Source organism: Pseudomonas sp. AC083 (assembly GCF_979253165.1).
In genome coordinates, this window is the sequence record NZ_CEEDDH010000018.1 from 1 (window position 1) to 26,304 (window position 26,304).

Here is a 26,304-nt window from a genome sequence, read left to right on the forward strand (position 1 = left end):
GCTGGCCAGATCGGACTGAATCACCGCGCTGAATGGTTTTGGGGCTGCTTCGCAACCCAGCGGGGATGAATCCCCTCGCCACAGTAAGGCCCGGCCATTAACAATCTGGAGTGAATCCCTGTGGCGAGGGGATTTATCCCCGTCCGGCTGCGCAGCAGTCGTAAATCCTGCTGGCCTGATCTGACTGAATCACCGCGTCGAATGGTTTAGGGCTGCTTCGCAACCCAGCGGGGATAAATCCCCTCGCCACAGTAAGACCCGGCCATAAACAATCTGGAATGAATCGCCTGTGGTGAGGGGATTTATCCCCGTCCGGCTGCGCAGCAGTCGTGAATCCTGCTTGCCAGATCTGCCTGAATCACCGCGTCGAATGGTTTTGGGGTTGCTTCGCAACCCAGCGGGGATAAATCCCCTCGCCACAGTAAGACCCGGCCATGAACAATCTGGATGAATCGCCTGTGGTGAGGGGATTTATCCCCGTCCGGCTGCGCAGCAGTCGTGAATCCTGCTGGCCAGATCGGACTGAATCACCGCGCTGAATGGTTTTGGGGCTGCTTCGCAACCCAGCGGGGATGAATCCCCTCGCCACAGTAAGGCCCGGCCATTAACAATCTGGAGTGAATCCCTGTGGCGAGGGGATTTATCCCCGTCCGGCTGCGCAGCAGTCGTAAATCCTGCTGGCCAGATCGGACTGAATCACCGCGTCGAATGGTTTTGGGGTTGCTCCGCAACCCAGCGGGGGTAAATCCCCTCACCACAGTAATATTCCAGGCGACTATTGGATCAGCCGCGCCAAGCCATCCAGCAGCCGCTGCAACGCGCCCTGATTGCGCCGCATCACCGCCAGCCCGGCCTCGGCCATGCGCTGCGCATCACGGGGCAGTTCGAACAAGCGCTGCACCTCGACTGCCAGGCCTTCGGCATCATCCACTTCGGCCAATGCCCCGGCTTCGCGCAGTTGCGCAGCGATGTCGAGGAAGTTGAACAGGTGCGGGCCGCTGAGTACCGGTTTCGCCAGCGCGGCGGGTTCGAGCAGGTTGTGCCCGCCATTCGGCAACAGACTGCCGCCGACAAAAGCGCTGTCGGCCAGGGCATAGAGAAACAGCAACTCGCCCATGGTGTCGCCAAGCAGCACGCGCGTCTGCGCATCGACATTGGCCCCGGTCGAGCGACGTACCGTGGCGAAACCTTCGCGCTGGCACAAGTCGAACACCGAGTTGAAGCGCTCGGGATGACGCGGTACCAGAATCAGCAACGCATCCGGATGATTGGCCAACAGGCGACGATGAGCGTCGAGCACCACTTCATCTTCGCCTTCGTGAGTGCTCGCGGCGATCCACACGGGACGATCCTGTGCCTGCCATTGGCTACGCAATTCGGTAGCACGCTGCAACAGTTGCGGGTCGATGGTCAGGTCGAACTTGATCGAACCAGTGACTTCAACGGCTTCCAAACGCGCGCCGAGATCGCGGAAGCGCTGGGCCTCGGCTTCGGTCTGCACCGCCAACAGGCTCATCTCGGCAAGCATAGGCGCGGTGAGTTTGCTGAAGCGGCCATAGCCTTTGGCGGAACGCTGCGACAACCGTCCATTGGCCAGCGCCACCGGGATCCCGCGCTTGGCACATTGATGAATATGATTGGGCCACAGCTCGGTTTCCATGATCACCGCAAGTTTCGGCTGCACGCGATCAAGAAAACGCGCCGCCGTACAAGGCAAGTCATACGGCAGATAGCAGTGCTGGATGCGCGCCTCGTTGGCGAACAGTGCCTGAATCCGCTCCGAACCGGTCGGGGTCATGCAGGTCACGGTGATCGGCAGCGCCGGATAGCGTTCCAGCAGCGCGCGGATCATCGGCGCGGCGGCAATGCTTTCGCCGACCGACACCGCGTGCACCCAGATGCCGCCGGGCTGCAAGGTCGGCATGCCAAGAGTAAAGCGCTCGCCAATGCGCTTGGCATACGCCGGCGCCTTGCGTGCGCGCAGCCACAGCCGAATCGCCACCAATGGCAGCCCCAGGTAAAACAGCGCGGTGTAGAGAGTTCTATTCATGGCGGCGGAGTTTATCGGCTTTTGTCGCCGATCGCCCGCAAGTGCACGGCAAAACGTTCCGCCAGCCAGCGCGCGGCCGGGCCGAGCGGTTCGTCGCGACGCCAGACCAGTTCCACCACCAACGCCGGCGGCGTCCATTCGCTATCGAGTTCAACCATTTGGCCCTGATACGCCGAGTACTGCACAACGTGGCGCGGTAACCACGCCCAGCCGAGATCGCGCACCAGCCATTCGGACATCACGTAAAAACTGTCGGCGCGCCACACCTGCGGGCTGGCCGGCTCGTTGCCGGGATAGACGCTGGTCTGTGTCGACATCAGCAATTGCCGGTGCTGCGCCAGTTGCTGGCAGGTCACGTAGGCCTGCTGCGCCAGCGGATGATTGACACCGCAGACCGTGACCATTTCCACTCGACCCAGCACGCGGCGCTCAAGGGCTTCGGGGATTTCATCGTGATAGAACAGCAGGCCGAGGTCGGCGCGACGCTCGACCAGTTTGCGCGCGACTTCGCCTTGGGCGGCGCTGGTCAGTTGCACTTCCAGGCTGGGAAACTGCTCGGCCAGTTCACCGAAACTTTCCACCAGCGCCTGATACGGCATCGCCTCGTCCTGAGCCACCCGCAACTGCGCCTCCTGACCGCGCAGCATCGCCATGGCCCTGCCGTTGAGGCGCTCGCACTGGCGCAACACTTCGCGGGCCTCTTCCAGCAATGCCGCGCCCGCCTCGGTGAGCATCGGCTGCCGACCGCTGCTGCGTTCGAACAGGCTCACGCCCAAATCCTCTTCGAGCATCGCAACAGCACTGCTGATCGCCGATTGCGCCTTGCGTTGTCGCCGCGCCACGGCGGAGAAAGACCGCTGTTCAGCGACGTCGACAAATACACGCAGCTGCTCGAGATTCCATTGCATGATTGCTTCCAACCCATCTTCAGAACAGATAGGTAATGACTTTACCCCATCTGAGCAGTCCCTAGAATGTCACCTCAGCAAGCAACGATTTATTTGAGGATCGAAACCATGAACGCTTACGTCTATCTGGCCATCGCCATCTGCGCCGAAGTGATCGCCACCGTTTCGATGAAAGCGGTCAAGGGCTTCAGCACGCCGCTGCCGCTGATTCTGGTGATTGTCGGCTACGGGATCGCATTCTGGATGCTGACGCTGGTGGTGCGCACCGTACCGGTGGGCGTTGCCTACGCGGTCTGGGCGGGGATGGGCATTGTCATGGTCAGCGTCGCCGCTCTGTTCATTTACGGGCAGAAACTCGACGTACCGGCGATGCTGGGGATGGCGTTGATCGTGCTGGGGGTCGTCGTGATCCAGCTGTTTTCGAAAACTGCCGGGCATTAAAAAGCGGCAGCAAGCTTCAAGCGGCAAGCCGCAAGCATTGCTGATTTGCTGGTCCGGGTTGCAGCTTGCAGCTTGAAGCTTGAAACTTGCGGCTTCTTCAAGCTCCGAGGTCGCCGCATGCCATCCGTTATTTCCACCGACGTTCTGATTGTCGGCGCTGGTGTCGCCGGCCTCTGGCTGAATGCGCGCCTGCGCGGTCAGGGTTTTTCGACCGTGCTGGTGGAAAGCGCCAGCCTCGGTGGCGGGCAGAGTGTCAAATCTCAAGGCATCATCCATGGCGGCGCCAAGTACGCGCTGCACGGTGCGCTGACTGGCGCCTCGGAAGCCATCGCCGACATGCCGCGCCGCTGGCGCGAGGCGCTGGCCGGCAATGGCGAGCTGGATCTGTCTGGCGTACGCCTGCTGTCCGAAGCGCATTACCTGTGGTCGCCGGGCACGCTGGCCGGCAATCTGACCAGTTTCTTCGCCAGCAAAGCCGTGCGTGGCCGGGTCGATCAGGTCAAGGGCGACGAGCTGCCGCTGGCCCTGCAAGACAAGCGCTTCAAGGGCAAAGTCTATCGCCTCGCCGAACTGGTGGTGGATGTCCCGAGCCTGATCCAGCGCCTGGCCGAGTTGGCCGGTGACGGTCTGCTCGCCGGGCAGGTCATCGAACCGCTGCTGGAAGCCGGCGTGCTGGTCGGCCTGAAAGTCGATGGGCGTGAGATCCGCGCCCAGCGCATCGTCCTCAGCGCCGGCGCCGGCACGGCCGAACTGCTTGAAGCCCTGGGCCTGAGCCGTCCGGCCATGCAGCGCCGACCACTGCACATGATCCTCGCCAAGGGCCCCGGCTTGAAACCGTTGTACGCGCACTGCCTGGGCGGCGGCACCAAGCCGCGCATCACCGTGACCACGCATCCGGCGGCTGATGGTCAGTGGGTCTGGTACATGGGCGGCGACATTGCCGAAAGCGAAGGCGTGGCCCGCGAGCCGGCCGAACAGATCGCCACCGCGCAAAAGGAAATCGCCCAACTGCTGCCGTGGATCGACCTCAGCACCACGCAATGGGCGACCCTGCGCGTCGACCGCGCCGAGCCGCTGCAAACCGGCCTGACCCGCCCGGACAACGCGTTCCTCGCCGAGGAAGGTCGCTTGCTCGTCGGCTGGCCGACCAAACTGGCACTGGCGCCAGACTTCGCCGACCGCGTTATCGCCTCGCTGCAACGCGACGGCATCCAGCCGCAGGCGACTGAACCGCTGCCGCCATTGCCGAAACCGCCGCTCGGTGTACCCGCGTGGGAGCAACTGCTGCCATGACCATCGCTACTCTGCACGAGCTGCATCGCCCGCTGGGCAGCACCGGCCTGTCGGTTTCGCCGCTGGGCCTGGGCACAGTCAAACTCGGCCGCGATCAAGGGGTGAAATACCCCAACGGCTTTCAGATTCCCGGCGACGACGAGGCGCGCATGCTGCTGCGCCAGGCGCGGGATCTGGGCATCAACCTGATCGACACCGCGCCGGCCTATGGTCGCAGCGAAGAACGCCTCGGCCCGCTGCTACGCGGCCAGCGACAGGATTGGGTGATTGTCAGCAAGGTCGGCGAGGAGTTTGCCGACGGCCTGTCGCGCCACGACTTCAGCGCTGCGCACACGCGAATGTCGGTCGAGCGCAGCCTGCAACGTCTGGAAACGGATTTTATCGATCTGGTCCTCGTGCACTCGGACGGCAACGACATGGCCATCCTCGAGCACGAAGAGGTCTACGCCACCCTCGCGGCGCTGAAGACCGAGGGCAAGATTCGCGGCTTCGGGTTTTCCGGGAAAACCGTCGAAGGTGGGCTGAAAGCGCTGGAGCAAGGCGACTGCGCGATGGTCACCTACAATCTGAACGAACAAAACGAAAAGGCAGTCATTGACTATGCTGCTGCCCACGGCAAAGCGATTCTGGTGAAAAAAGCCCTGGCCAGCGGTCATGTCTGTCTGAGTCCGGGAGTCGATCCGGTGCGCGCCAGCTTCGAGTTGCTGTTCACTCAGCCCGGCGTCGCCAGTGCTATTGTCGGCACAATCAATCCGCTGCACCTCGCCCATAACGTAGCGACCGTTGCCCAGGTCCTGCGTAGTCACTGACGCCGCCCCGCGGCCTTAAGCCAGGAGCCGATATGCCGCGCACGCTCATCCGCAAGAACCCGAGCAACTTCAAGACGCTGCCGCTGTTCGTCGAAGCCACACCCGAAGGCCTGAGCTATCAGAGCGTCGGCATGCCGCTGAACTTCGCCCAGACCCTGCAACGGCGCAAACCGGTGAGCGTCGCCGACAGCGAGCGCTTCGCCCTGGAACTGGCCAACCTCGGCGTGTCCGTGCGCCTGACCTTGCATTGGCAGAATCGCGATTACTGGGTGCTGGTGCGCCAGCGTCGGCAGGATCGCGGTGACGTGGTACTGAAGCTGATTTCCGGCTACGTACCGGCCCACGAATTGAATATTCCGCTGCACACAGCAATTCAGGAAATTGCCGAAGAGTGTCTGCTGGAAACCCCGGAAGGCTGGCTCGGTGGGCGTTTCAATGACACCTGGTTGCCGGCGCCCTACTCCGCCGCGCTGCATTACCGCGAAGCACTGCCGTTTCGCCTGACGCCGTTGTCCGGTTCGGCACGGCCGGTGCGCTGCGCCAACCTGCAATTGCTGGAGCGGCCGCGGGCGTACGTGCATCTACCGACCGCGTCGCTGCAATTGATCTACGATTTGCGTTTGGAAGTGCCCAGGGAAGCCAAATCGCTGAGCTTGTTTCATGTCGATGAACGCTTGGAGGGTGATCAACTGGTGGCGCGGCTGGACCGAAAACGTCCTGATTTGTATCTCATGCCGCTCAAGGATGGCGCGCCAACTGCCGAGCTGTTTACCCTCAAACGCGACAAGCTGATACCGGCCAGCACCCGCGGCATTCACCTGGCGGAAAGCTTTGCAACGCAACAGGGCTGGGTCGTGCACGACGAACGCATTCGCTGGAAGGACTGGCTGGTGCAACAAGGTCTGACACCGGCGAAAGCGCCACGCACCGGCCTCAAGCAGTTGAGCATCAAGGCACTGCGCCTGGTCGGGCTGGGCAGGAAACGCGCGAGCCGCTAGCGCCGGCGATCCCACCAGGTGCGCAATGTCGCGAAGAAGTGGAAGTAGCGGTTTTCGCGCTTGCCCATGCCACGCTTGGGGGAGAACGACTCTTCGGCAAATGCGCCGGTGATGCGCACGCGGGAGGCCTGGATCGGCAAAGTGCAGACCTTGGCGCCTGCCTTGAGCAGGGCGAACTTGAGCAAGCGCTCGGAGTGCAGCTTGCGGCCGGTCGCCTTGCAGAAATCGAAGATACGTTCAATGCGCTTGCCGTACGCAACGTAGGTGTCGCGCCCGCATACGGCAAAACGGTCATTCAGGCCGCCCCACCACTGCCAGTCAGGAATATAGACGTTGTGCCGCCGCGCCTCGGCGTGGTTGAACACGTAGCCTGGCAGCGCCGTGTGGAAGAAATTGTCCGGCCGCACGAACACGACGAAATCCGGATTGAAGGATTCAATCTCGGTGGTGACGGTGTGTAATGAGTTGAGCTGATAAATCAGGTTGCGCAGCGATGCATAGTCATCGGCCCAGGTGTCACCCTGTGCCTTGACCCGCTCGAAATCCCAGCGCTCCAGCACGCCTTCGGTCAAGGTCAGCGCGCCGCTCATGGATTCGAAGGGCTGATAGTTGTCAGCCGCCAGCTCGCCTTTCTCGCCGGAACGCGAATTCTGCACTTCATCGACTTTATACAGATGATAAAAGCACTGCACCTCGCTGCCCGCAGGCAACTGCGCCAGTACCTTCTGTTCGATTGAAGGGAAGCAGATCGGCGAATTTCTCGGAATCCCGAAAAACGCCACGGCAATTTTCAACACTCGATTACACCTATGAAGAAATGATTCGGCCCGGCAGGCAACGACTGCGGCGTGGCTTATTTGCGCTTGAACAGTTTCTGCCACCAGCGTCGGGGTTGCAGCGGCACGACAATCACATCGGACTTTTGCAACCAGTCCCGCTCGTAATCCCAGGCATGACCACCCCACAGCTTTCCCGCCTCGTTGGAGAAGCCCAAAGTCATTAACTGATAGGTGTCACCGACATTCCCGCGCAGCCAGTCGAACAGCACCAGCGTGTTGAAGCCGGTGGAGGGGCCGACGTAGCGCTTGCCGCCCGGGCGGTCGACCGGGTAGTTCCACAGCGGCGGCAACGGAATGCGATCCCAGTACATCGCAACGCGAGGCAACGGGCACATCGGTGCTGCGCAACCCACCAGCATGGTGAAGCAGCGCTCGCCCGCACGGTCGAACAATCGCTGTACGTCCTGGTTGCAGGGTAGTCCGAAGAAATAGGCGTCCGGCGCGTTGTAGCCGTGCACGAAGACATTCACGCTTTGCTCGTTGAGCAGCGTCGCCTTGATGCAATGATTGAAACTGACGACGACGTCATCAGCGCCGATATTCAGCGCCGCGAAGTCAGCTGCGGTAACCGCGGGATTATTAGCGATCAATACCACCCGCGCCGCACGGCTGAGGCATTCGCGCAGGGCTTCGGGCAAGGCTTGCAAAACCGACTGGTCGCCACCGGGCAGCGCATCCAGCGCCATGTATTCGCCCGCCATTCAGGCCGGCACCTTCATGCCGTAACGCAATTTGACCCAGAACCGGGTGAAAGCCGACGGCGGCTGCCATGGGCGCATCTCGTGTTGTATGGCCTCGGCGAGCGCCTGACCGACCCGCGCAAACGAGTAACGGCTTTCAGCAAACGCCTGGCCGTTGCTGGCTATTCGCTGCGCCAGTTCCGGGTCGTCCTGCAGCAGCTTGATCTTCGCCACCGCCTCGTCTTCGCTGCGATAGAACACGGTGTTGTGCATGTCTTCGAAACCGAGCAACCGGTCTTCTTCGCCTTGGCTCCAGGCCAGCAGCACACAGCCGCAAGCCATGGCTTCGAAGTTCTTGATCATGAACTCGTTCATGCCGATGTCGGCGCTGACGAAGATTTTGATGCGATTAAGGGTTTCCAGATATTCCGCACCCGATTTGGTACGAGTCACGAGCATCCCGGTGCGCTGTGAAAGGGCTTCAAGCATGGCCTTGCGCTCGGCGTACTCAGTACTCTTCAGGCTGCCGAGGAAGCCGATCGGGATGTCGCGCTCGACCCCGGTGTTGTGCAGCATTTGCTCGTCATAACCTTTGGAGACGAACACGGTATCGATGCCTTCGGCGAGCATCTTGCGCGCGACCACTGCGCCGGAAACCAGCGCCCGGCAACTCGGCAATCGGCTGTACAAGCGCGAGTAAACACCACGGTACTTACTGGCCGGCATGTAGTTCTGATAAGCATCGTGCTCGAGAAACACCAGCCCTGGAATGCACTTGAGCACCCGCAGTTGCGGCGCCAGACGTTTGACCCGGGAGAAGATCACCACGCGATCAAAGGTCTGGTACTCGACCGAAGCCAGAAAGGCTCCGAGGTTCATCTGCTGCTGTTTGCTCAGACGATAGATAAAACATTCATCGCAGTTCTGCTGAACGATGTCATAGAGCCGGTCGAGAATGACCCGCTGCTCGTCCATCACCAGAAGCATGACTTTCATAAATTAAATGACCACGTAACGTAGGCAGGCAAGCGCAGCGGATTCAAACCTGCCAACATCAACGGAAACGGTGAAATCCCCAAGGCAAAATCCGTTCACACGCGGTACACAACGGTAAAAATTCATCTGATCAGCGACTGCGGATTTTTTCGACAATTGCGGTCGTCGAGCTGTTTTCCACCAGTCCTAACACTTTCACGGTACCGCCATAAGCGGTGACGATATCTGCACCGACAACCTGATCGATGCCGTAATCGCCACCCTTGACCAGCACATCCGGCTTGACCTCGCGCAGCAGATTCTCTGGCGTGCCTTCCGGGAAGCTGATGACCCAGTCCACGGCACCGAGGCCCGCCAGAACCGCCATGCGCCGGTCAACACTATTGATCGGGCGACCGGGGCCTTTCAGGCGACTGACCGAAGCATCGTCGTTGACTGCGACAATCAGTCGATCGCCTTGGGCTCGTGCCTGCTCAAGATAAGTCACATGGCCGGCGTGCAGGATGTCGAAGCAGCCATTGGTGAAGACGATTCGTTCGTTATGCGCACGGGCGTCGGCGACGGCCAGCACCAATTGCTCAAGGCCCAGCACACCGCGCTCGGAGCCTTCTTCACGCTGAATAGCGCGGCGCAGTTCCGGGGCACTGATGGCCGCGGTACCAAGCTTGCCGACCACAATACCCGCCGCCAGGTTGGCCAGGGCCACGGCGTGTGGCAGATCCTCACCGGCAGCAATCGCCGCGGCCAGGGTCGAAATCACGGTGTCGCCGGCGCCGGTCACATCGAACACTTCCCGGGCACGCGCTGGCAAATGCAACGCCGGTTGATCCGGGCGCAGCAGGGTCATGCCGTGTTCGCCACGGGTGACCAGCAGTGCTCCCAGCTCCAGATCGTGCATCAACGTTGCGCCCTTGCTGACGAGTTCGTGTTCGTCAACGCAACCGCCGACGATGGCTTCGAATTCGCTCAGGTTCGGGGTGATCAGGCTGGCGCCACGGTAGATCGAGAAATCCTTGCCCTTCGGGTCGGCCAGTACCGGGATGTTTTTCGCCCGAGCAGCCTGGATCAGCGCCTGATGGTTTTTCAGCGCGCCTTTGCCGTAGTCGGAAAGCACCAGCACCTTGATGCCTTCGAGCAGGTCATCGACCTGCGAGCCGAGCGCCAGCGCATCGGTGGCGAACGGTTCTTCGAAGTCGATACGCAGCAATTGCTGGTGCCGGCTCATGACCCGCAGCTTGACGATGGTGGGCTGGTGCGCAATGCGCTGGAACAGGGCACGTACGCCGGCGCCCTTGAGACTGTTGCTCAGGCTGTCGGCGGCTTCGTCATCACCGGTCACACCGACCAGCGACGCCGGCGCACCCAGTGCGGCAATGTTCAGGGCAACGTTCGCGGCACCGCCCGGACGGTCTTCGATTTGCTCGACCTTGACCACCGGCACCGGCGCCTCAGGGGAAATCCGTGAGGTTCCGCCATGCCAGTAACGGTCGAGCATGACATCGCCGACTACCAAGACAGGGGCTTGATCGAAACGCGGCATGGACAACTTCATGGAGCAACCCACATACAAAATGAACAGGGGCGCGATATTAACACAGGGTAAAGCGCCGTCCGCCTCAATCTGAAAGGTCGCGGACCCAGAACAGTTCGTGGCGGCGAACAGCCTTGCGGAAAAACTCGTTACTGCCTGTGACAGGCCAGCGACGTCCGGCCAGCACTTGCTGGATCACCCGGCGCGACTGCCGCTTGAATCCGAGCGGGCCCTGCAGGTCATGCTCCATGGCCAGCGCCATCGCCTTGTCCAATTGCACATCCGCTGACAGCAATGGACTCCACAGACGATCGGACGGCAACGGCTCGACTGCCGGCGGCAGCGCGATACCGCCACCGGCCGGGCCCATTGGCCAGCGATCATTGTCATGCAGATGATTGGCGTACATCAGCAACGTCGACGGTTTCCAGGTACTGGCGGCGATGGCTTCCAGCAGAGCACGGGTAGTAGCGACGTGATCGCTGTGCGGATCCAGTTCGGGATGCGGAGTGACAACGACTTCGGGCCGAAAGTGCTCGAGCAATTGCCGTATATCACCGACGAGATTGATCCAGGTCGGCGCACCATCGACATCGCCGGGGAGTTTGATCGGATTGTGCTGCCGAACACTGCGCACATCGTTTTCGCCGGATTCCCGCGAGCCGAATGGTTTGCCCGGCTCCTCGGCCATCGCTGGCAACTGAAGACAGTAGTAGCCCAGCTGTACACAATGACTGGCCGACACCCCACCCCATAAAGGAATGCTCAGGCTGTCCCAAGCGCGCAGCCTGCCCTTCAAGCGAGCAGCCTGAGCCTTGTCCAGCCCGAGGCGCTGGAAGTCTTCGGCTTCAATTTCGCCCTGGGTCAGGGTGACGATGCTCGCTTCTTTGCAGCGACTGTAAAGCCCGAAAGCCGCCAGCTCGGCATCATCGGCGTGGGGCGCGATGACCATGACCCGTTGCTGCGCGTAATCGGGATTGCGCATGACCCACAGTGTGCCGCTGGAACTCAGCGTGCAATGCCGACCACGCACTGTCAGGGTATTGTCGCCAAGCGCCGCCGCCTGCCCGGACAGATTGAGAAAGCGCCGCCCGCCGACGCCACGCTCAAAATCCTGGCGATCGCCACCCAGTTCGACATAAGGATCCCGCCAGCGGCCCAGCCACTTGGCCGTTATCTTGAGCTCCAGCAGCAGCGTTTCACCCGGCGCCAGCGGCTCGCTCAGACGCACGATTCCAGCATCCAGCTCCACGGCTTGACGCGGCGTACCGCTGGGAAAGTTGTACTGATAGTCGTCGCTTGCGCGATAGAACAGATGGTCTGCAAACCACGCCTCATGCGCCACCCACGCCAAGACCAGCAGCACCGGCACCAGCCACCAGCCCAGCAAGAAGCCGGCCGCCACCAGCGCGATCACAAACGCGATGAGGAACATGCGTTTGCTGCGTCGGTGCGCCTTGAGAAGCTGTTGCTTGCGAGCAGTCATGGTTTCAGACCTTGTAGACGGGCACCGTGTGGCACCAGCGATCCTTGTATTCGCGGTCGGCACGGCCGAACGAATAGCGCAGTGTCTTGCCCAGTGCCTGAGCATCCGCCCAAGCCTGCTGGGTGTTGACGAAACTCAACACGCTGCCGGGACTGAACTCGCGGCTTTGCGGGTCGACACCACCGTTGACGTATTCCAGCGATACCCATTGCGGCGCTTCGACACGGTAGAGAATCTGGATCGCCACTGGCGCCGATTCAAGCATCACCACCGAGCCGGTCATGAACTCGCGCAAGAGAGTGAAGACTTCGACCAGCCCGGCCTTGCCAGGCACCTCGAAACCCCAACGGCGCTGGAACAGATCACCGTAAGCGGCGGCCTGCTCCTGTGGCGTCAAGTCGGACATCGGAATCAGCGCACCACCCGCCTCTTCCAGCAGGCGCTGTTCGCGACGCTGGTTGTAGCGAAATTTCTTCGAATAATCTTCAGGCAGCCGCGCCAGCGCCAGCCCTTCCGGCTGCGCGCGCAGGGTGCTGATCTGCTCGGCGTTAAGCTGCGAGACATAAGCCATGCGCTGGCGCACCGGAACCACGACATCCGCGGCAATCGGCAGAATCAGTTCGGCGTTGCCCATGTCCAGCAGCCCACGCTTGCCTTCGCGTTTGAGCACTTCCTTGGACAGCGCGGCGTGCCTGCCCCAGCAAGCAACAGCCGCGACGACTTCGCCATCGACGACCCAGCCCAGGTAGTGAAGCTTGATGCCGACAAACGCCGACAGCCGCTCCACCACTTCAGGATGAGTTGCAAAACTGCCACCGAATCGCTGCCAGGCCTGGGCGTAGGCTGCCTGATCAATCTCGCTCCAGCCGCGCTCCCGCCAAACGCGAAACGCCGTCAGCATAGGTCGGTCACATGGGTCGGTTGCGGCTCGTCGCCTTCTTCGAACTCTTTGGCGTGCAAGCGTGCGTAATAGCCATTTTGCGCCAGGAGCTGGGTATGGGTGCCGCGCTCGACGATCTTGCCTTCGTCCATGACCAGAATGAGGTCGGCCTTTTCGATGGTGCTCAAACGGTGAGCGATGACCAGCGTCGTGCGGTTCTGCACCACATGATCGAGAGCCGCCTGGATATGCCGTTCCGATTCCGTATCTAGGGCCGACGTGGCCTCATCGAGAATCAGCAGCGGCGCATCCTTGAGCAATGCACGTGCGATGGCGATGCGCTGACGCTGACCACCGGACAGCAACACACCATTTTCACCGACCAGGGTTTCATAGCCCTGCGGCATCTTGATGATGAATTCATCGGCGTAGGCTTCGGTGGCCGCGCGTTTGACTTCTTCGAACGGCGCCCCGGCCAGGTCGCCGTAAGCGATGTTATTGGTCACCGTATCGTTGAACAGCGTGACCTGCTGGGTCACCAGGGCAATCTGCCGACGCAGGCTGCGCAGGGTCAAGTCCTGTACCTGCACATCATCGAGCAGAATATGCCCGTGTTCCTGCTCGTGCTGGTAGAAGCGTGGAATCAGACCGGCCAAGGTGGACTTGCCACTTCCGGAACGACCGACCAGCGCGACCATTTGTCCCGGTTCGACGACGAAACTGATGTCATCAAGGACCTTCTTGTCACTGTCGGGATAACTGAAGCTGAGGTTGCGCACTTCGAGGCGACCTTGCAGGCGGTCGCGCTCGACCGTGCCCCGATCAACTTCTGCTGGCTCGTCCAGCTGTTCGAAAATACTCTCCGCACCTGCCACACCCTTCTGGATTGTGGAGCTGACTTCAGAGAGCTGGCGAATCGGTTTTGGCAGCAGGCCGGCCATGGTTATGTAGGCCACCAGATCACCGGGCGACGCATCACCGCGAAGGTACAGGACCAGAAACATCACTACCGCCATGGCGCTATACGTCACCAATTGCAGCATCGGCGTATACACCGCGCCGGTCTTGGTCATGGTCAGCTGTTTGTCGGTGTTGCTCTGACTGGCGTCGTGGAAGCGCACCTTTTCATAGGTTTCACCACCAAAGCTGCGAACCACGCGGTAGCCGTGAATCGTCTCGGACGCAACGTGCGTGACGTTACCCATCGAGACCTGAATCTTTTTGCTCTGCTTGCGAAATTTCTTGCTGGTGCTGTTCACCATCAGGCCGATGACCGGCAGGATGGCGACCATCACCAGGGTCAGCTTCCAGTTCATCCACAACAGGGTGCAGAACAGGAAAATCACCGTCATGCCCTCACGGATCACCACTTTGATCGCGTCGGTGGCGGCGCCGGTGACCATGGTCACGTTGAAGGTAATGCGGGAAATCAGGTGGCCGGAGTTGTTCTTGTCGAAATAGCTGTTGGGCAGATCCAGCAGCTTGTTGAACAGAACCACACGCAGGTCATGCACCAGGCCGAGAGAGACCCGCGCCAGAAAGTAGTTGCCCAGATACGAACCGATGCCTTGCCACACGGCAATCAGCACGATCAGCAACGGCACGCTTTCGAGCAACTGCAACTTGCCCAGATAAGGATTGCCGGGAAACAGGCTGGCCTCCGGATTAGCCAGGCCGTCGACGAAATATTTGAGGATGTAGGCAAGCATCGGTTGGGTCGATGCGAAGATCAGAAAGCCAACGATACTCAGAATGAACAGGCCGGCGTAAGGACGCACGTAAGCCAAAAGGCGGAAGTAGATCGCCAGCGTTGACTGGGCTTTCGGTTCAGGACTGCTCATGGGAATCCGCGTAAATCAGTGAGGCGGCGATGATATCACAGGCCCTTTTGCGCCGATCAACATCACCGGGCGCCAGCCATTGGGCAAGTCGGTTAAGATAGCCGGCTCACGATGGGGAGTCAGGCATGCAATCGATTGATCACAGCACTTACGAGGCACTGCGCAAGGGTGCTCAGGTACTCGAAGCCGACGGTTCCGGCGACAAGGTGCTCAGGTTGGCCGACGGTCGCATGCTCAAGCTGTTCCGCCGCAAACGCCTGCTGAGTTCGGCGCTGTTCTTTCCCTACGCCCAGCGCTTCGCCAACAACACCAAGGCGTTGCAGCAGCGCGGCATCCTCTGTCCGAACGTGATCGCGGTTTATCGCATTCCAAGCATTCAGCGCGATGGCGTGTATTACGCACCGCTGGCGGGCGAAACCGTACGGCAATTGCAGGGCACGCCCGAAGAAACCGAGACGTTGCGCAGTCAACTGGGAGGATTTATTGCGCAACTGCACGAAAAAGGCGTGTACTTCCGATCCCTGCACTTCGGCAATGTCGTGCAGACGCCGCAGAATCAGCTCGGATTGATCGACATCGCCGACCTGCGCTGCCAGAGGCGCGCCCTGAGCGACAGCAAGCGACTGCGCAACTTCGCCCACTTGCTGCGCTACAAACAAGACCGGCAATGGCTGCTCGGCGGCGACGCCGGGAGAACTTTTCTTGAGGGTTATCGCCAGGCATTGCCGAGCAAGCGACAAGCTGCGCTGATGGAACGCCTGCGCCTGCTGCTGGATTGAGCCTTACTTGCCGATCACCAGAATCGTCGCACCCTTGCGATTGGCGAAGCGCTCGATGATGCGCATCTTGTGCGCCACCAGCCATTCGCCCAGCCACGGTTCATCACCTTTCCCCTCGATCAGGAAATAGCGATATTCATCGGCGTGCTCCGGTGACATGGCCTGTTCACGTGTGAGCGTCGGCAATACATAACCGCGCCCGGCGTAATAGCTGATGCGACCGTCTTCGAACCATGCGCTGGTATCAGGTTCGACGTGCGCAGACACCCAGCGCCCGGCAGTCACGTAATGGGTCTTGCCTGCACCCGTGGAGATCACATTTGACAGCATCACCAGCAACGCTGCCACGACCAGGACTTTGGTCCAGCGCGGAAACTGCCGGGCAAATGCCGCCAGCGCCATCGCCAGTACCGGTACGAAAAGCAAATTCAGGAAACTCAGATACCGGGCGTTCATGAATTGCTGCTTGATGAAAAACAGCATCAGCACAACGAGATACAGCAGCGCCGCCCAGGCGAAAGGACGATAGTCACGCCAATAAACACCCAATACGCCCCAGTTGCGACGCAGGATGAAGGGCACAGCGAACGGCCCCATCAGCTTGACGAATGTGATCGTCATCGTCGCCAGCAGGCCAAAGAACACGATGCGCCCGGCTTCATCCTGGGAATACTTGTTGATCAGCGAGTTGCCGAACTGTTCGGACAGCATCTGAAACGACTCGTAGACGCCCCGCGGTGCAATCATGTCCAGATACAGAAGGAAGCGCGCCGACATGAAAAACCCGAAGGCCGATGCAACCAGCAGCCCTATTGCCGGCAACAAAGCAAACTGCAGCAGACGGGTGCGCTGGCCAGAGCACCACAGACCCGGCAATTGCCACAGCCCGAGCGCCGGCAATAACAGCAATGCCTCCAGCCGGAACAGCGCAGCAGCCACGATCGCCAAGTGGATCAGACCCGCCCTGATCCAGCCGCCCAGCGCTTGCCAACGCAACGCCTGCCATAACGCCAGCGTGCAGAAAAACCAGAAACCGCATTCGCGGATGATGTCATTTCGAAAGGCATTGACCGCTGGCATCGCCAGCACAATCAGGCACGCCCAGCCGGCAAGCTCGGGCGAGCGTCGACGGATACAATCGACCATCAAGGCACTGGTGCCGGCAAAAAACAGACCGCACCAGAGATAGGCGCTCAACTCCAGCGGCAACAGCAGGAAGCGATGGGTCAGCGCCAGAAGAATGGAGAACCACGGCCAGTCGAAATGCGCCCAGGCCACGTCGGCCCCGTGCAAGACAACCTGATGGGCGATATCGATGTACAGCGCGGCATCGCGACCGACCGTTGCGGTACCCCACACGGCGATCAATGAAAGGAGAATGCTTGCCCAGAACGCGACACTGACCGGTCGCTCATCGATTACCCGAGCTGCCTTGACCGCCCATTTACTATCCGTACCTTTCACCCAGCCCCCTCAACATCACGCGCCACAGGTACGCAAAAAAACAGATCGATTTATCGGAACAGCAGACGCAAGGCTTTGCGCATGTATGACCAGCGCCCGAGGATGCGCCAGTCGGCGCGCAACGCTTGCATATAGAACGTTTTCGCTAACGCATATTCGCCATGGGAGTAGCAATCGCGGAACAACGACAGACAACGCTGCGCCAGATAAGCCTGGCGCAAATCATGGAACTCTTGCGGCATCCGTTGACTGGAAAAAACTTCAGCAACCACCTGCTCGGTACCCGCGGCCAGGCTCTGGCGCAGATCATGGCGCATGCTGTCGGCGTGCTTGTAAATGAGCGCCAGTGGCTGCTCGACCACCGTGCAGGGAAAGCGCGCCAGCACTTGAGCGAATACCGGCAAATCTTCAACGTTGCGCAGATGCTCGGGATAGTTGCCCGGCGCGAATACCTCACGATGCATTGCACAGGCACCGTTTGAGATCGACACCGACTTGTCCAGCAAATAGCCCCTGACCCGCTGTCGCACCGTGGCTGGCAACGGTTTGACAGCCTGCAGGCTGCGCTTGCCACCAGAGAAGATCGACCAATGAGCGCCGATGATCATCCGCGTGTCAGGATGACTGGCGATGTGTTGCGATAGCGCTCCAAGAGCACCGGGAGCCATCTCGTCATCTGCATCGAGAAAAATCAGAAATTGCCCGGTGGTTTCCTCGATCCCGCGATTGCGCACTGAAGACAGCCCGCCATTGCTTTGGCGTATGGCACGAAAACGCCCGGCATGTTCGGCCAGCAACGCTTGCATTACCTCAGGCGTCGAGTCAGTGGACCCGTCATCGATAACCAGCAGATCCGCCGTCGCTTCATGCAACTGCAGCAACACCGACTCCACAGCCCGAGGCAGGGAATCGGCGTAGTTATACGCGGGGATGACGACACTGATCAGTGTTTCAGTCAAGACCGTTTCCTTGCACGCCTTCTTTGACGACCAGAATATCTTCCATGATCAGATATTGCAGGTCAGAGCCGAAAAACATGTTCAGGGCGTCGGTCGGCGAGCAGATCATCGGCTCGCCACGACGGTTGAGCGAAGTGTTCAGCGATACGCCGTTACCAGTGAGGTTTTCCAGCGCCTTCATCATGTCGTAGTAGCGCGGGTTGTATTCGCGCTTGAGCACTTGGGCCCGAGAAGTACCGTCTTCATGGACAACTTCCGGCACGCGGGTTTTCCATTCTTCGGCGACTTCGAAGGTGAAGGTCATGAACGGCGCCGGGTGATCGATCTTGATCATCTGCGGCGCGACGGTATCGAGCATCGACGGGCAGAAAGGCCTCCAGCGCTCGCGGAACTTGATCTGGTGGTTGATGCGGTCGGCGACACCGGCCACGCTCGGGCAACCGATGATCGAACGGCCACCCAGCGCCCGCGGGCCGAATTCCATGCGGCCCTGGAACCAGGCTACCGGGTTGCCATCGACCATGATTTTGGCGATCTGCTCGGGCATGTTGTCGAGCTTGCGCCAGGTCGGCTTGTTCTCGTGACGGGCGCAGGCGGCAATCACGTCCTCGTTGCTGTACGACGGGCCGAGATAGACGTGTTCCATCTTCTCGACCGGCACGCCACGGGCGTGCGACACGTAAGCGGCAGCGCCGACCGCGGTGCCGGCATCGCCGGACGCAGGCTGTACGAACAGCTCTTTGATGTCGTCGCGGGCGATGATTTTCTGGTTCAGCTTGACGTTCAACGCACAGCCGCCGGCGAAAGCCAGTTTGCCGGTTTCCTTGAGCACGTCGCCCAGGTAGTAGTCGATCATCTGCAACGCCAGCTTCTCGAACAGCGCTTGCATGCTCGCGGCGTAGTGGATGTAAGGCTCGTCAGCGATGTCGCCTTCGCGCTTCGGACCCAGCCACTCGATCAGCTTCGGCGAGAAGTAGAAGCCTTTGCCCTTCTCTTTATAGCGACGCAGGCCGATGACGTTGGCGTAGTCGGTATTGATCACCAGTTCGCCATTCTCGAACGAGGCCAGACGCGAGAAATCATACTTGCTGGCGTCGCCGTACGGCGCCATGCCCATGACCTTGAACTCGCCGTCGAGCATCTCGAAACCGAGGAACTCGGTGATCGCGCCGTACAGACCACCAAGGGAGTCCGGATCGAAGAATTCCTTGATCTTGTGGATCTTGCCGTTTTCGCCGTAGCCGAAGAAGGTCGTGGCGTATTCACCCTTGCCGTCAATGCCGAGGATCGCGGTTTTCTCTTTGAAACCCGAGCAGTGATAGGCGCTGGAGGCGTGAGCCAGGTGATGCTCGACCGGCTCGATCTTGATTTTCTTCGGATCGAAGCCCAGTTGCTCGAGGCACCAGACGATCTTGTTGCGATAGCGCTTGTAGCGACGGTTGCCCATCAGGATCGCATCAAGAGCACGATCCGGGGCGTACCAATAGCGCTTGGCGTAGTGCCAGCGGGCCTTGCCGAACAGGCTGATCGGAGCGAATGGAATCGCCACCACGTCAACGTCGGAAGGTTTGATGCCGGCTTGCTCGAGGCAGAATTTCGCCGATTCGTAGGGCATGCGGTTCTTTGCATGTTTATCGCGTACGAAGCGCTCTTCCTCAGCCGCCGCGACCAGCTTGCCGTCGATGTACAAGGCTGCGGAAGGATCATGGCTAAGGGCGCCGGACAGGCCAAGAATCGTCAATGCCACAGGGGTCTAGCCTCTTTAGTCTGCATGCAGGCGCGATGCGCCTTGAAAATTGATGTGCCCTCGCACAGGGCGAGTGACAGCTAAAGGGCGGGATTATAGCGTAAACATGACGGGAATTACCTTGTGCGAATTGCCACCTGCACGATTGGTCCGAATCAACAGGTTCAACGACTCAATAGCCGTCTCTGCGCCAGTAAATACTCAGATTTGAATCGGTAATCTGCCGATATACCGTGTAAGGCAGCGAAAGCGTATCGAACACGGCGGACAGGGGAAGATCGAACCAAACAAACGGCGCCAGCATACCCGTAGGATCGGGCGGCGCATTCAAAGTGCAAAAGTCGAAAGCCACGCCACTGTAGATGCGCGGAATCGATTGGCAGTAGGTCTTCTTTTTGCGCAAGTCGCGGGCAGCATCGGCGTCCCCCTGTAACACGGTTGAGACACTGCCACAGCCTGAGAGAACCCAGGTAAGAACGCTCAGCGTCACCATTTTTTTCATGCTCAAGATTCGCCCTCCAGAATCGTCAGGCAAATTAGCATCGAGGCCGAGCCGGGCACAGCTCACGGATTCTGGAGATGCTGTAGGACAAGTCGCTGTGTTTGTCCGTTACTGCGAGCAGACTCAACCCCACAGTGAACCGGGCCCATTGCGAGAACGACCCTGCCCGCGAATTGAGTCACCCCGCGCTGGAGACTCCTTTCGGCAGCCGCTCATCAATGACCCGATACAACGCGCTGTCTTGCGGCCAGTTGCGCATGAACCGCGCCCGATCCCGGGTATAGGCCGGGGCGAAACTGCCAACCGAGGCGTGCTGACACATCGAGTCGAGGTCGATCAGCGCCCAGCGATCCGCCTGCCAGAACAGGTTGTGGCCCTTGAAATCGCCATGACTGATACGCTCGGCGATCAATCGGGCAAACAGTTGATCCAGCGCCTGCAACTCGGCTTCCGGTGCCTGGCCATTGTCCATGTACGGCGCAAAGCGCTCGATGATGTCCGGTCCCGGCAGGTACTCGGTGACCAGATAGGCACTGCGACGCAGCCACAAGAAGCGCTTCTCCAGTACCGCCAGCGGTTTCGGCGTGGCGATGCCAAGGAACGCGAGGCGATTGCCTTCGCGCCACGAATGCCAGGCCCGGCTCGGGCGCCAGAAGCGCTTGAGCCAATGGGCGAAATTCTTGATGTTGTAGCGCTTGATAACCAGAGCCCGCCCGGCTATCTCGACTTTGCCGACGCTGGCCGCGCCACCGGTCTTGTACAGGTGCCCCTGATCAAGCAAGGCGTCAGCCTGCTCAAGCACCGGCAGCATGGCCGCTTCTTCTTCACGGCGAACGGCGCGCAGGCCAAATGCCCCGCGCTGCACGGAGAACAACGTGCAGTCGCGGCCAACCTTGATCAGGTAATCCCTGAGTCGCCAGTTGCGCACCTTGTCGATCTGTTTTTGCAACGCCTCTAGCGGTAAAGCATGTTCGCTGTTGCTGAGCAGGTAATACACCAGCAGTTCTTCGGTGAACGGTTCGAGTGATTTTGGCAACTGGGCGAAAAACACGCCGAGATTTTCCAGCACTTTCTGCCGGGACAAGGGCTGCCCCGCCGTTTCCGCACGAACGCCGGCACCATCGATCAAATACAGCTGACCGCCGTGGCGCAGCAGATTGTCCAGATGCAAGTCTTCCTGCCAGAGCCCTTTGCCGTGCAGCCGACCGATAGCATCCAGTGCTTCGGCCAGAACAGCGGTCTGCTCATCGGCCAGCGCCGGCAGAGACTCGACCTTGGCCCAGGCATCACCAAGGCTCTCGGCACCCTCGAGAAATTCGAACAGCAGCCAGCCACCCTCACCGTCTTTCAGCCCATCGGCCAATAACAGCGGCGTGGTCATGCCCTGCGCAGCGAGCAAGCGCACGCCTTGCAGCTCACGCTGAAAATGCCGCGCAGCTTTGCTGCCGACCAACAACTTGGCCAGCACCGGCCGACCGCGCCAGACACCTGCGCCAACGTAACGCTGCCCGGGCAACACCCGCAGCAGACTCAGCAACTGCAAATCCGCCGCGCCGGCAGCGTCCGCCAGGGTCACGGTCAGCGGCAGTGAGGGGGTCCGCCCGGTCCGGGCCAGCTCGGACAATTGCATCAACGGGTCTCCTTGTGGCTGCGCCGCGCCGTCAGTCGGCTCAGCCAGCTGTCGAGCAGCGAGCTGTCAGTCGGCTGATCGAGATAAGCCGCGAGCAATTGGCGCAAGTCGGCCTCGCTCCACTGCGGCGCGCGACGTTGCAACGGTTCCAGATCCTTGACCCGATCACGCATGCCGAACAGCAGTGGCCGGGTTTTCTCCAGATCGATAAGTTGCGCCTCATAGCCGTCGCCGGTGGCGCGCAGGAATATGTGCTTGGGGTAGAAACAGCCATGCACCTGACGCGCACCGTGCAGCCGCCGCGCCAGCAGACCGCAAGCCCTGAGAATGGCCGAATGCTGTGCGGCACTGAGCTGCGTCCAGTGCGCCAGCAACGAATCCAGGTCGCTCCAGCCATCCAGGGCGCGGGTGAGCAGAATGGCGCGCACTTCCCCGGCAACGTTGCGTTCACCGAAAAACGCCGCCTGCAACGCAGGAATGCCCAGCTTGCGGTAACGGCTGATGTTGCGAAACTCACGGGCAAAACTGGGCTCGCCAAACGGCGCATGCAAGGTCCGCGTCAGATAATTGCTCTGGCGCTTGAGGTAATAGCCCTGGCCTTCCAGGTCCAGGCGGAACACGCTGCTCCAGCCGCCACCGGCAGTGTTGGGCTCATCCACAGCTTCAAGCTGTTTGGCCCACAGTGCGTCGAAATTGCCGAGACCGTGGCGCTCCAGCAGAGCGCGGTCCTGTACGGCAAGAAAATCAGTCATTCACGTCCCTCAAAAAATCTCACCACGTGCCGAATCCGTTTCTTGTCGGCGACATCGAGCCGATCACACTGGCGATACTGCTTATAGAAGCGCAGGCGCTGGGTATTGGACAGGTGGTATTTGGCCAGCTTATCGAGACAGGCGAGGTCCTTGGTGATCCGGTACTTGAGCCAGAAGCCGCGCCAGAATTCGCCGTTGGGGCAGTCGATGAGGAAGATGCGCGCCTGATCGTCGATCAGCAGATTGCGCCATTTCAAATCGTTATGCGTAAACCGATGGTCGTGCATGGTCCGGGTGTAGCCAGCCAGTTGCCGGCTGACACCGTCGACCCAGGCGCGATCCTTGAGCCTGGGATCCTTGCGCTCGGCCAGTGCCGAGAGGTCTTCGGTATTGGGCAGCTCACGGGTGATCATCGCGCCCCGATCGTAGGCCGCGCCCCGCCGCTCCAGCCCCCAGGCCACCACCTCGGCAGTGGGGATGCCCCACTTGGCGAAGCGCTTGAGGTTCTGCCATTCCATTTTTACCCGCGGCTTGCCGAGGTAACGGCGCAGGCCCTTACCGGCGCCGACGTAGCGTTTGACGTAGTAATTGACCCCGTCGCGCTGCACCCGAACCACCTCCGACAGCGGATCGCGGGTCAGGCGTTCGCCCTGTAACGCAAACACCGCTTCGAGGCTGCCAAAATCTTGAGCGAGGTCGCTGTACTGCGGCTCAAGTGTCCAACCCGCCATCAGAGCGCATCCCCGTAACGCTGTTTGCGCGCGTAGAGCTTGTCGGCCTTGCCTTGCAGCCAGCTCAGCAGTGGCGCCTCTTCTGCCAGAATCTGCCGCAGCGGTTGCTGGAAATAGCCCTTGAGGAAACGCAGTTTGTCGCGGCGGGTCAGGCCGATGTCCAGCGCGGAGAAGTACAGCGCCGCCAGATCCTTGTTGCGCCAGCGCTGATTGATTTTCGCGCGGGTTTGGGCACGGTGCAGGTCAATCACCGAGAGCTTGAAATCCTGCGGTGTGACCGGTTTGTCGGTGTGCAGCAGAAAATGGCAGATGTAGCAGTCGCGGTGATTGACCCCGGCGCGGTGCATCATCCCGGTCATCCGCGCGACTTCGGCAATCAATGCGCGCTTGAGTGTTGGCTCCGGCGGCTGCTGGACCCAGTCAATGCTGAAGTCTTCGAGGCTGATGGTCGGCGCCAGCTCTTCGGTGACGATGAACGAATGCTGATCCGCCGGGTTGCTGCCCTTCTCGCCGTAGGCGACGGCGGTCATGGTCGGCACGCCGACTTCCTGAAGGCGCTGGATGGCCTTCCACTCTTGCCCGGCGCCGAGCACAGGCAGCTTGGCGGTCAGCAGGTTCTTGAAGATTTCGCCCCAGCCGATGCCACGGTGGATCTTGACGAAAAAGCCATGGCCGTCGACTTCCGTACGCAATGTCCGGCGCGCTTCCAGCTCGCGGTATACCTCGCCCTGCAAGCCCTCGACTTCGGCGAACGGGTCGCGTCCGGCCCAAAGGCTTTTGAACGGTTCAGCCAGCATCAACTTCATTAAGCGTGCTCCGCCAGAATCACATCCGCCGCGTGCTGCGGCATGCTGTAGAGGTCGGCCGTCTCGGCGAAGGCCAGACCGTTGCGGCTCCAGGCCGCACGTGCAGCGTCATTGCTCAACATCTCGGTCAGGTATTGCGTCAGCTGCGCCTGCTCGAACGGCTCGTCCAGCACGCGCCCGGCATCGGCCTCGGCAATGTAATGGGCGTAACCGCAGACCGCGCTGACCAACACCGGCAACCCGGCCACCAGCGCTTCAAGCAGCACGGTGCCGGTATTTTCGTTGTAGGCCGGGTGGATCAACAGATCGGCACCGAGCAGGAAGCGCGGGATATCGCTGCGCCCTTTGAGAAAGGTCACATTGTCGCCCAGGCCCAGCGTCGCACTCTGCATCTGGAATAATTTGGGGTCATCCTGGCCAATTACAAACAGCCGGGTGCGTTTGCGCAATTCGGCGGGCAGTGCGGCCAGCGCCTTGAGGCTGCGATCGACACCCTTGGTCTTGAAGCCGGAGCCGATCTGCACCAGCAGCAACTCGTCGTCCTTGAGATTGAATTCAGCGCGGAAACCGGCGCGAATCTCATCGGCATTCGCCGGCCGCCGACGATCCTGGGCAATGCCCGGCGGCAGCAGGTGGAAACGCTCGAGCGGCGTGTCGTAATACTTGATGAACAGTGGTTGCTGTACTTCGGAAATCATCAGCACTTCGGTCTTCGCGTCCTTGGCGAACACCGCGCGCTCGTACTCGGCGAAGTGGCGATAGCGACCCCAGCGGCGATACAACGAGTTGCGCAGGTTCTGCGCCTTGTCTTCAAAGCAGCCGTCGGCGGCGTAGTAAACGTCCAGACCCGGCATCTTGTTGAAACCGATCAGGCGATCGACCGGACGCTTGGCCAGATCCGCGGCCATCCACGCGCTGAGCTTTTCGTTGCGACGGTGATTGAAGAACGCCTTGACCGGCGCCACCAGCACTTCGAAACCCGGCGGCACGTCGCCTTCCCAGATCAGCGTGTAGACGCGAATCTGATGGCCGCGCTTCTGACATTCAAGGGCGATGCGCATGAAGTCGCGCTGCAAGCCACCGAACGGGAAATATTTGTACAGGACAAATGCCAATTGCATCAGCGCAACTCCTCAGCCATTAACAACGTGCTCAGTCGGCTGGCGACACGCTCGGGGTTCACACGCGTGAAGCACAAAGGCTGCTCGCGTTTCAGGTCAAACTGACGGGCATCCTGCTCGGTCGGTTGATAGGTACATTTTTTCTGCATGCAGGGCGCGCACGGGAAGTCGCTGGCCAGATGAATCTGCAGCTTGCCGTAGGCGCCGGTGAGGCCCGGGTTGGTCGGGCCGAACAACGAGATGGTCGGCACATCCAGCGCAGCGGCCAGATGGCCGAGCCCGGTGTCCACCGCCACGCAGGCTTGCGCGCCGGCGAGGACTTTGCCGACGCCGGCCAGATTGAGCTTCGGCAGCACTTCGGCGTGTTTGAAGCCGGCAGCAATGCGCTCGGCGCGAGCCTTTTCCTGCGGGTTGCCCCATGGCAGCCTGACGCCAACGCCGAGGTAGCCGACCCGCTCGGTCAGCTCGCGCCAGTAGATTTCCGGCCAGTGCTTGGTGTCCCAAGTGGTGCCGTGGAGGAACACCACGTAAGCGTTCTTGCGTGGCAACTCGACCAGTCGCTCGACGTTGAGGCCGTAATCGCCGAGGCCTTTGGGCAAGTCGTAACCCAGAGCGATGGCGAATAACTGGCGTACGCGCTCGACGGCGTGCTGGCCTCGGGCGACAGCGAGTTTACGATCGTAGAAGCGCGCAGCCATCGGCTCGCGCGCGGAAGTTTTATCGAGGCCGGCCACCGGGGCTTTGACGTAGCGGGTCAGCCAGGCACTTTTCAGAAGGCCTTGAGCGTCGATCACCAGATCGTATTTATTGGCGCGCACGCTTTGCTTGAAGCGTTTCCACTCGCCGCTGGTGATGGTTTTCCACAGACTCTTGCGCCAGCGGCGGATCGCCACCGGAATCACTTTATCGACCGCCGGGTGCCAGCTCGGAATCTCGGCGAAACCCTCTTCCACCACCCAGTCGAACTTGATTCCGGGAATGGCCCGGGCGGCGTCGGTCAGCGCCGGCAACGCGTGAATCACGTCGCCCAGCGATGAAGTCTTGATCAACAATACCCGCAA

At 60.6% G+C, this 26,304-nt stretch carries 24 protein-coding genes; 5 read left to right on the forward strand and 19 right to left on the reverse strand.

What is annotated here, in order from left to right:
- Window positions 1-775: 775 nt before the first annotated feature.
- Both waaA and AC0IXA_RS22030 read right to left on the reverse strand, forming a co-directional pair.
- Complete coding sequence (waaA, locus tag AC0IXA_RS22025; RefSeq protein ID WP_341638465.1) at window positions 776-2,050, reverse strand: lipid IV(A) 3-deoxy-D-manno-octulosonic acid transferase; 1,275 nt, start codon at window positions 2,048-2,050, stop codon at window positions 776-778.
- 11 nt (window positions 2,051-2,061) lie between these two features.
- Window positions 2,062-2,958: a LysR family transcriptional regulator gene (locus AC0IXA_RS22030; RefSeq protein ID WP_125926288.1), complete on the reverse strand. Its 897-nt coding sequence runs from the start codon at window positions 2,956-2,958 to the stop codon at window positions 2,062-2,064.
- 108 nt (window positions 2,959-3,066) lie between these two features.
- On the opposite strand from AC0IXA_RS22030, the gene AC0IXA_RS22035 reads away from it, so the two are divergent.
- The 4 genes from AC0IXA_RS22035 (at window position 3,067) to AC0IXA_RS22050 (ending at window position 6,499) form a co-directional block, all read left to right on the forward strand.
- A complete protein-coding gene (locus AC0IXA_RS22035) occupies window positions 3,067-3,399 on the forward strand; it encodes a DMT family transporter (protein ID WP_016771980.1) in 333 nt (110 codons plus the stop codon).
- Window positions 3,400-3,516: 117 nt separating this feature from the next.
- The gene (locus tag AC0IXA_RS22040) at window positions 3,517-4,692 is read left to right on the forward strand and encodes an NAD(P)/FAD-dependent oxidoreductase (protein ID WP_217851147.1); all 1,176 of its coding nucleotides are present in this window, start codon (window positions 3,517-3,519) and stop codon (window positions 4,690-4,692) included.
- On the forward strand, window positions 4,689-5,501 hold the full coding sequence (locus tag AC0IXA_RS22045) for an aldo/keto reductase (protein WP_341638464.1): 813 nt from the start codon (window positions 4,689-4,691) through the stop codon (window positions 5,499-5,501). The genes AC0IXA_RS22040 and AC0IXA_RS22045 overlap by 4 nt, the downstream gene beginning before the upstream one ends.
- A 32-nt stretch (window positions 5,502-5,533) precedes the next feature.
- Complete coding sequence (locus AC0IXA_RS22050; protein ID WP_071174214.1) at window positions 5,534-6,499, forward strand: metal ABC transporter ATPase; 966 nt, start codon at window positions 5,534-5,536, stop codon at window positions 6,497-6,499.
- Here the strand turns inward: AC0IXA_RS22050 and AC0IXA_RS22055 are convergent.
- The 7 genes from AC0IXA_RS22055 to msbA all read right to left on the reverse strand — a co-directional run bounded on the left by AC0IXA_RS22055 (window position 6,496) and on the right by msbA (window position 14,752).
- Window positions 6,496-7,296 carry a hypothetical protein gene (locus AC0IXA_RS22055; protein WP_341638463.1) on the reverse strand — a complete coding sequence of 267 codons (801 nt, stop codon included), beginning with the start codon at window positions 7,294-7,296 and terminating at the stop codon, window positions 6,496-6,498. The two genes, AC0IXA_RS22050 and AC0IXA_RS22055, sit on opposite strands and share 4 nt — an antisense overlap.
- Window positions 7,297-7,352: 56 nt before the next feature.
- Window positions 7,353-8,039 carry a hypothetical protein gene (locus AC0IXA_RS22060; protein ID WP_341638462.1) on the reverse strand — a complete coding sequence of 229 codons (687 nt, stop codon included), beginning with the start codon at window positions 8,037-8,039 and terminating at the stop codon, window positions 7,353-7,355.
- Window positions 8,040-9,014, reverse strand: coding sequence for a glycosyltransferase family protein (locus AC0IXA_RS22065; protein ID WP_258710905.1), 975 nt, complete (start codon window positions 9,012-9,014; stop codon window positions 8,040-8,042). It lies immediately after the preceding gene.
- 130 nt (window positions 9,015-9,144) lie between these two features.
- Window positions 9,145-10,566: a bifunctional D-glycero-beta-D-manno-heptose-7-phosphate kinase/D-glycero-beta-D-manno-heptose 1-phosphate adenylyltransferase HldE gene (hldE, locus tag AC0IXA_RS22070; protein ID WP_076565323.1), complete on the reverse strand. Its 1,422-nt coding sequence runs from the start codon at window positions 10,564-10,566 to the stop codon at window positions 9,145-9,147.
- Between the two features lie 64 nt (window positions 10,567-10,630).
- On the reverse strand, window positions 10,631-12,031 hold the full coding sequence (locus tag AC0IXA_RS22075; protein ID WP_341638461.1) for a PIG-L deacetylase family protein: 1,401 nt from the start codon (window positions 12,029-12,031) through the stop codon (window positions 10,631-10,633).
- Window positions 12,032-12,035: 4 nt separating this feature from the next.
- Window positions 12,036-12,932 carry a GNAT family N-acetyltransferase gene (locus AC0IXA_RS22080; protein ID WP_160769210.1) on the reverse strand — a complete coding sequence of 299 codons (897 nt, stop codon included), beginning with the start codon at window positions 12,930-12,932 and terminating at the stop codon, window positions 12,036-12,038.
- A complete protein-coding gene (gene msbA, locus AC0IXA_RS22085) occupies window positions 12,926-14,752 on the reverse strand; it encodes a lipid A export permease/ATP-binding protein MsbA (protein WP_471814499.1) in 1,827 nt (608 codons plus the stop codon). Before msbA ends, AC0IXA_RS22080 begins: the two co-directional genes overlap by 7 nt.
- 125 nt (window positions 14,753-14,877) lie before the next feature.
- On the opposite strand from msbA, the gene AC0IXA_RS22090 reads away from it, so the two are divergent.
- Window positions 14,878-15,531 carry a lipopolysaccharide kinase InaA family protein gene (locus tag AC0IXA_RS22090; protein WP_471814500.1) on the forward strand — a complete coding sequence of 218 codons (654 nt, stop codon included), beginning with the start codon at window positions 14,878-14,880 and terminating at the stop codon, window positions 15,529-15,531.
- A gap of 3 nt (window positions 15,532-15,534) precedes the next feature.
- Here AC0IXA_RS22090 and AC0IXA_RS22095 read toward each other — a convergent pair whose 3' ends face one another.
- From AC0IXA_RS22095 to waaC, 10 genes are all read right to left on the reverse strand, one after another.
- Window positions 15,535-16,995, reverse strand: coding sequence for a hypothetical protein (locus tag AC0IXA_RS22095; RefSeq protein ID WP_341638458.1), 1,461 nt, complete (start codon window positions 16,993-16,995; stop codon window positions 15,535-15,537).
- A 50-nt stretch (window positions 16,996-17,045) separates the two neighbouring features.
- Entirely contained in the window at window positions 17,046-17,954 is a 909-nt protein-coding gene (locus AC0IXA_RS22100) for a glycosyltransferase family 2 protein (protein WP_341638457.1), read from the reverse strand.
- Complete coding sequence (locus AC0IXA_RS22105; RefSeq protein ID WP_122693271.1) at window positions 17,947-19,701, reverse strand: carbamoyltransferase family protein; 1,755 nt, start codon at window positions 19,699-19,701, stop codon at window positions 17,947-17,949. The genes AC0IXA_RS22100 and AC0IXA_RS22105 overlap by 8 nt, the downstream gene beginning before the upstream one ends.
- A 172-nt stretch (window positions 19,702-19,873) precedes the next feature.
- Window positions 19,874-20,203: a YceK/YidQ family lipoprotein gene (locus AC0IXA_RS22110; RefSeq protein ID WP_425375769.1), complete on the reverse strand. Its 330-nt coding sequence runs from the start codon at window positions 20,201-20,203 to the stop codon at window positions 19,874-19,876.
- Window positions 20,204-20,381: 178 nt separating this feature from the next.
- Window positions 20,382-21,833: a lipopolysaccharide kinase InaA family protein gene (locus tag AC0IXA_RS22115; RefSeq protein WP_471814501.1), complete on the reverse strand. Its 1,452-nt coding sequence runs from the start codon at window positions 21,831-21,833 to the stop codon at window positions 20,382-20,384.
- Window positions 21,833-22,585 carry a lipopolysaccharide kinase InaA family protein gene (locus AC0IXA_RS22120; RefSeq protein ID WP_341638454.1) on the reverse strand — a complete coding sequence of 251 codons (753 nt, stop codon included), beginning with the start codon at window positions 22,583-22,585 and terminating at the stop codon, window positions 21,833-21,835. The genes AC0IXA_RS22115 and AC0IXA_RS22120 overlap by 1 nt, the downstream gene beginning before the upstream one ends.
- Window positions 22,582-23,316 (reverse strand): lipopolysaccharide kinase InaA family protein, encoded by a 735-nt coding sequence (locus tag AC0IXA_RS22125; RefSeq protein ID WP_341638453.1) that lies wholly within the window; start codon window positions 23,314-23,316, stop codon window positions 22,582-22,584. Before AC0IXA_RS22125 ends, AC0IXA_RS22120 begins: the two co-directional genes overlap by 4 nt.
- Window positions 23,316-24,122, reverse strand: a complete 807-nt coding sequence (gene rfaP / locus AC0IXA_RS22130) for a lipopolysaccharide core heptose(I) kinase RfaP (RefSeq protein WP_341638452.1) — start codon at window positions 24,120-24,122, stop codon at window positions 23,316-23,318. The genes AC0IXA_RS22125 and rfaP overlap by 1 nt, the downstream gene beginning before the upstream one ends.
- Window positions 24,122-25,243: a glycosyltransferase family 4 protein gene (locus tag AC0IXA_RS22135; RefSeq protein WP_073471643.1), complete on the reverse strand. Its 1,122-nt coding sequence runs from the start codon at window positions 25,241-25,243 to the stop codon at window positions 24,122-24,124. Before AC0IXA_RS22135 ends, rfaP begins: the two co-directional genes overlap by 1 nt.
- On the reverse strand, window positions 25,243-26,304 hold the full coding sequence (gene waaC / locus AC0IXA_RS22140; protein ID WP_471814502.1) for a lipopolysaccharide heptosyltransferase I: 1,062 nt from the start codon (window positions 26,302-26,304) through the stop codon (window positions 25,243-25,245). The genes AC0IXA_RS22135 and waaC overlap by 1 nt, the downstream gene beginning before the upstream one ends.

What these genes read in the sequence shown, in the direction of transcription:
- waaA (WP_341638465.1), bottom strand. Translation starts at nt 2,050, where the DNA reads ATGAATAGAACTCTCTACACCGCGCTGTTTTACCTGGGGCTGCCATTG.
- AC0IXA_RS22030 (WP_125926288.1), bottom strand. Translation starts at nt 2,958, where the DNA reads ATGCAATGGAATCTCGAGCAGCTGCGTGTATTTGTCGACGTCGCTGAA.
- AC0IXA_RS22035 (WP_016771980.1), top strand. Translation starts at nt 3,067, where the DNA reads ATGAACGCTTACGTCTATCTGGCCATCGCCATCTGCGCCGAAGTGATC.
- AC0IXA_RS22040 (WP_217851147.1), top strand. Translation starts at nt 3,517, where the DNA reads ATGCCATCCGTTATTTCCACCGACGTTCTGATTGTCGGCGCTGGTGTC.
- AC0IXA_RS22045 (WP_341638464.1), top strand. Translation starts at nt 4,689, where the DNA reads ATGACCATCGCTACTCTGCACGAGCTGCATCGCCCGCTGGGCAGCACC.
- AC0IXA_RS22050 (WP_071174214.1), top strand. Translation starts at nt 5,534, where the DNA reads ATGCCGCGCACGCTCATCCGCAAGAACCCGAGCAACTTCAAGACGCTG.
- AC0IXA_RS22060 (WP_341638462.1), bottom strand. Translation starts at nt 8,039, where the DNA reads ATGGCGGGCGAATACATGGCGCTGGATGCGCTGCCCGGTGGCGACCAG.
- AC0IXA_RS22065 (WP_258710905.1), bottom strand. Translation starts at nt 9,014, where the DNA reads ATGAAAGTCATGCTTCTGGTGATGGACGAGCAGCGGGTCATTCTCGAC.
- hldE (WP_076565323.1), bottom strand. Translation starts at nt 10,566, where the DNA reads ATGAAGTTGTCCATGCCGCGTTTCGATCAAGCCCCTGTCTTGGTAGTC.
- AC0IXA_RS22075 (WP_341638461.1), bottom strand. Translation starts at nt 12,031, where the DNA reads ATGACTGCTCGCAAGCAACAGCTTCTCAAGGCGCACCGACGCAGCAAA.
- AC0IXA_RS22080 (WP_160769210.1), bottom strand. Translation starts at nt 12,932, where the DNA reads ATGCTGACGGCGTTTCGCGTTTGGCGGGAGCGCGGCTGGAGCGAGATT.
- msbA (WP_471814499.1), bottom strand. Translation starts at nt 14,752, where the DNA reads ATGAGCAGTCCTGAACCGAAAGCCCAGTCAACGCTGGCGATCTACTTC.
- AC0IXA_RS22090 (WP_471814500.1), top strand. Translation starts at nt 14,878, where the DNA reads ATGCAATCGATTGATCACAGCACTTACGAGGCACTGCGCAAGGGTGCT.
- AC0IXA_RS22110 (WP_425375769.1), bottom strand. Translation starts at nt 20,203, where the DNA reads ATGAAAAAAATGGTGACGCTGAGCGTTCTTACCTGGGTTCTCTCAGGC.
- AC0IXA_RS22115 (WP_471814501.1), bottom strand. Translation starts at nt 21,833, where the DNA reads ATGCAATTGTCCGAGCTGGCCCGGACCGGGCGGACCCCCTCACTGCCG.
- AC0IXA_RS22120 (WP_341638454.1), bottom strand. Translation starts at nt 22,585, where the DNA reads ATGACTGATTTTCTTGCCGTACAGGACCGCGCTCTGCTGGAGCGCCAC.
- AC0IXA_RS22125 (WP_341638453.1), bottom strand. Translation starts at nt 23,316, where the DNA reads ATGGCGGGTTGGACACTTGAGCCGCAGTACAGCGACCTCGCTCAAGAT.
- rfaP (WP_341638452.1), bottom strand. Translation starts at nt 24,122, where the DNA reads ATGAAGTTGATGCTGGCTGAACCGTTCAAAAGCCTTTGGGCCGGACGC.
- AC0IXA_RS22135 (WP_073471643.1), bottom strand. Translation starts at nt 25,243, where the DNA reads ATGCAATTGGCATTTGTCCTGTACAAATATTTCCCGTTCGGTGGCTTG.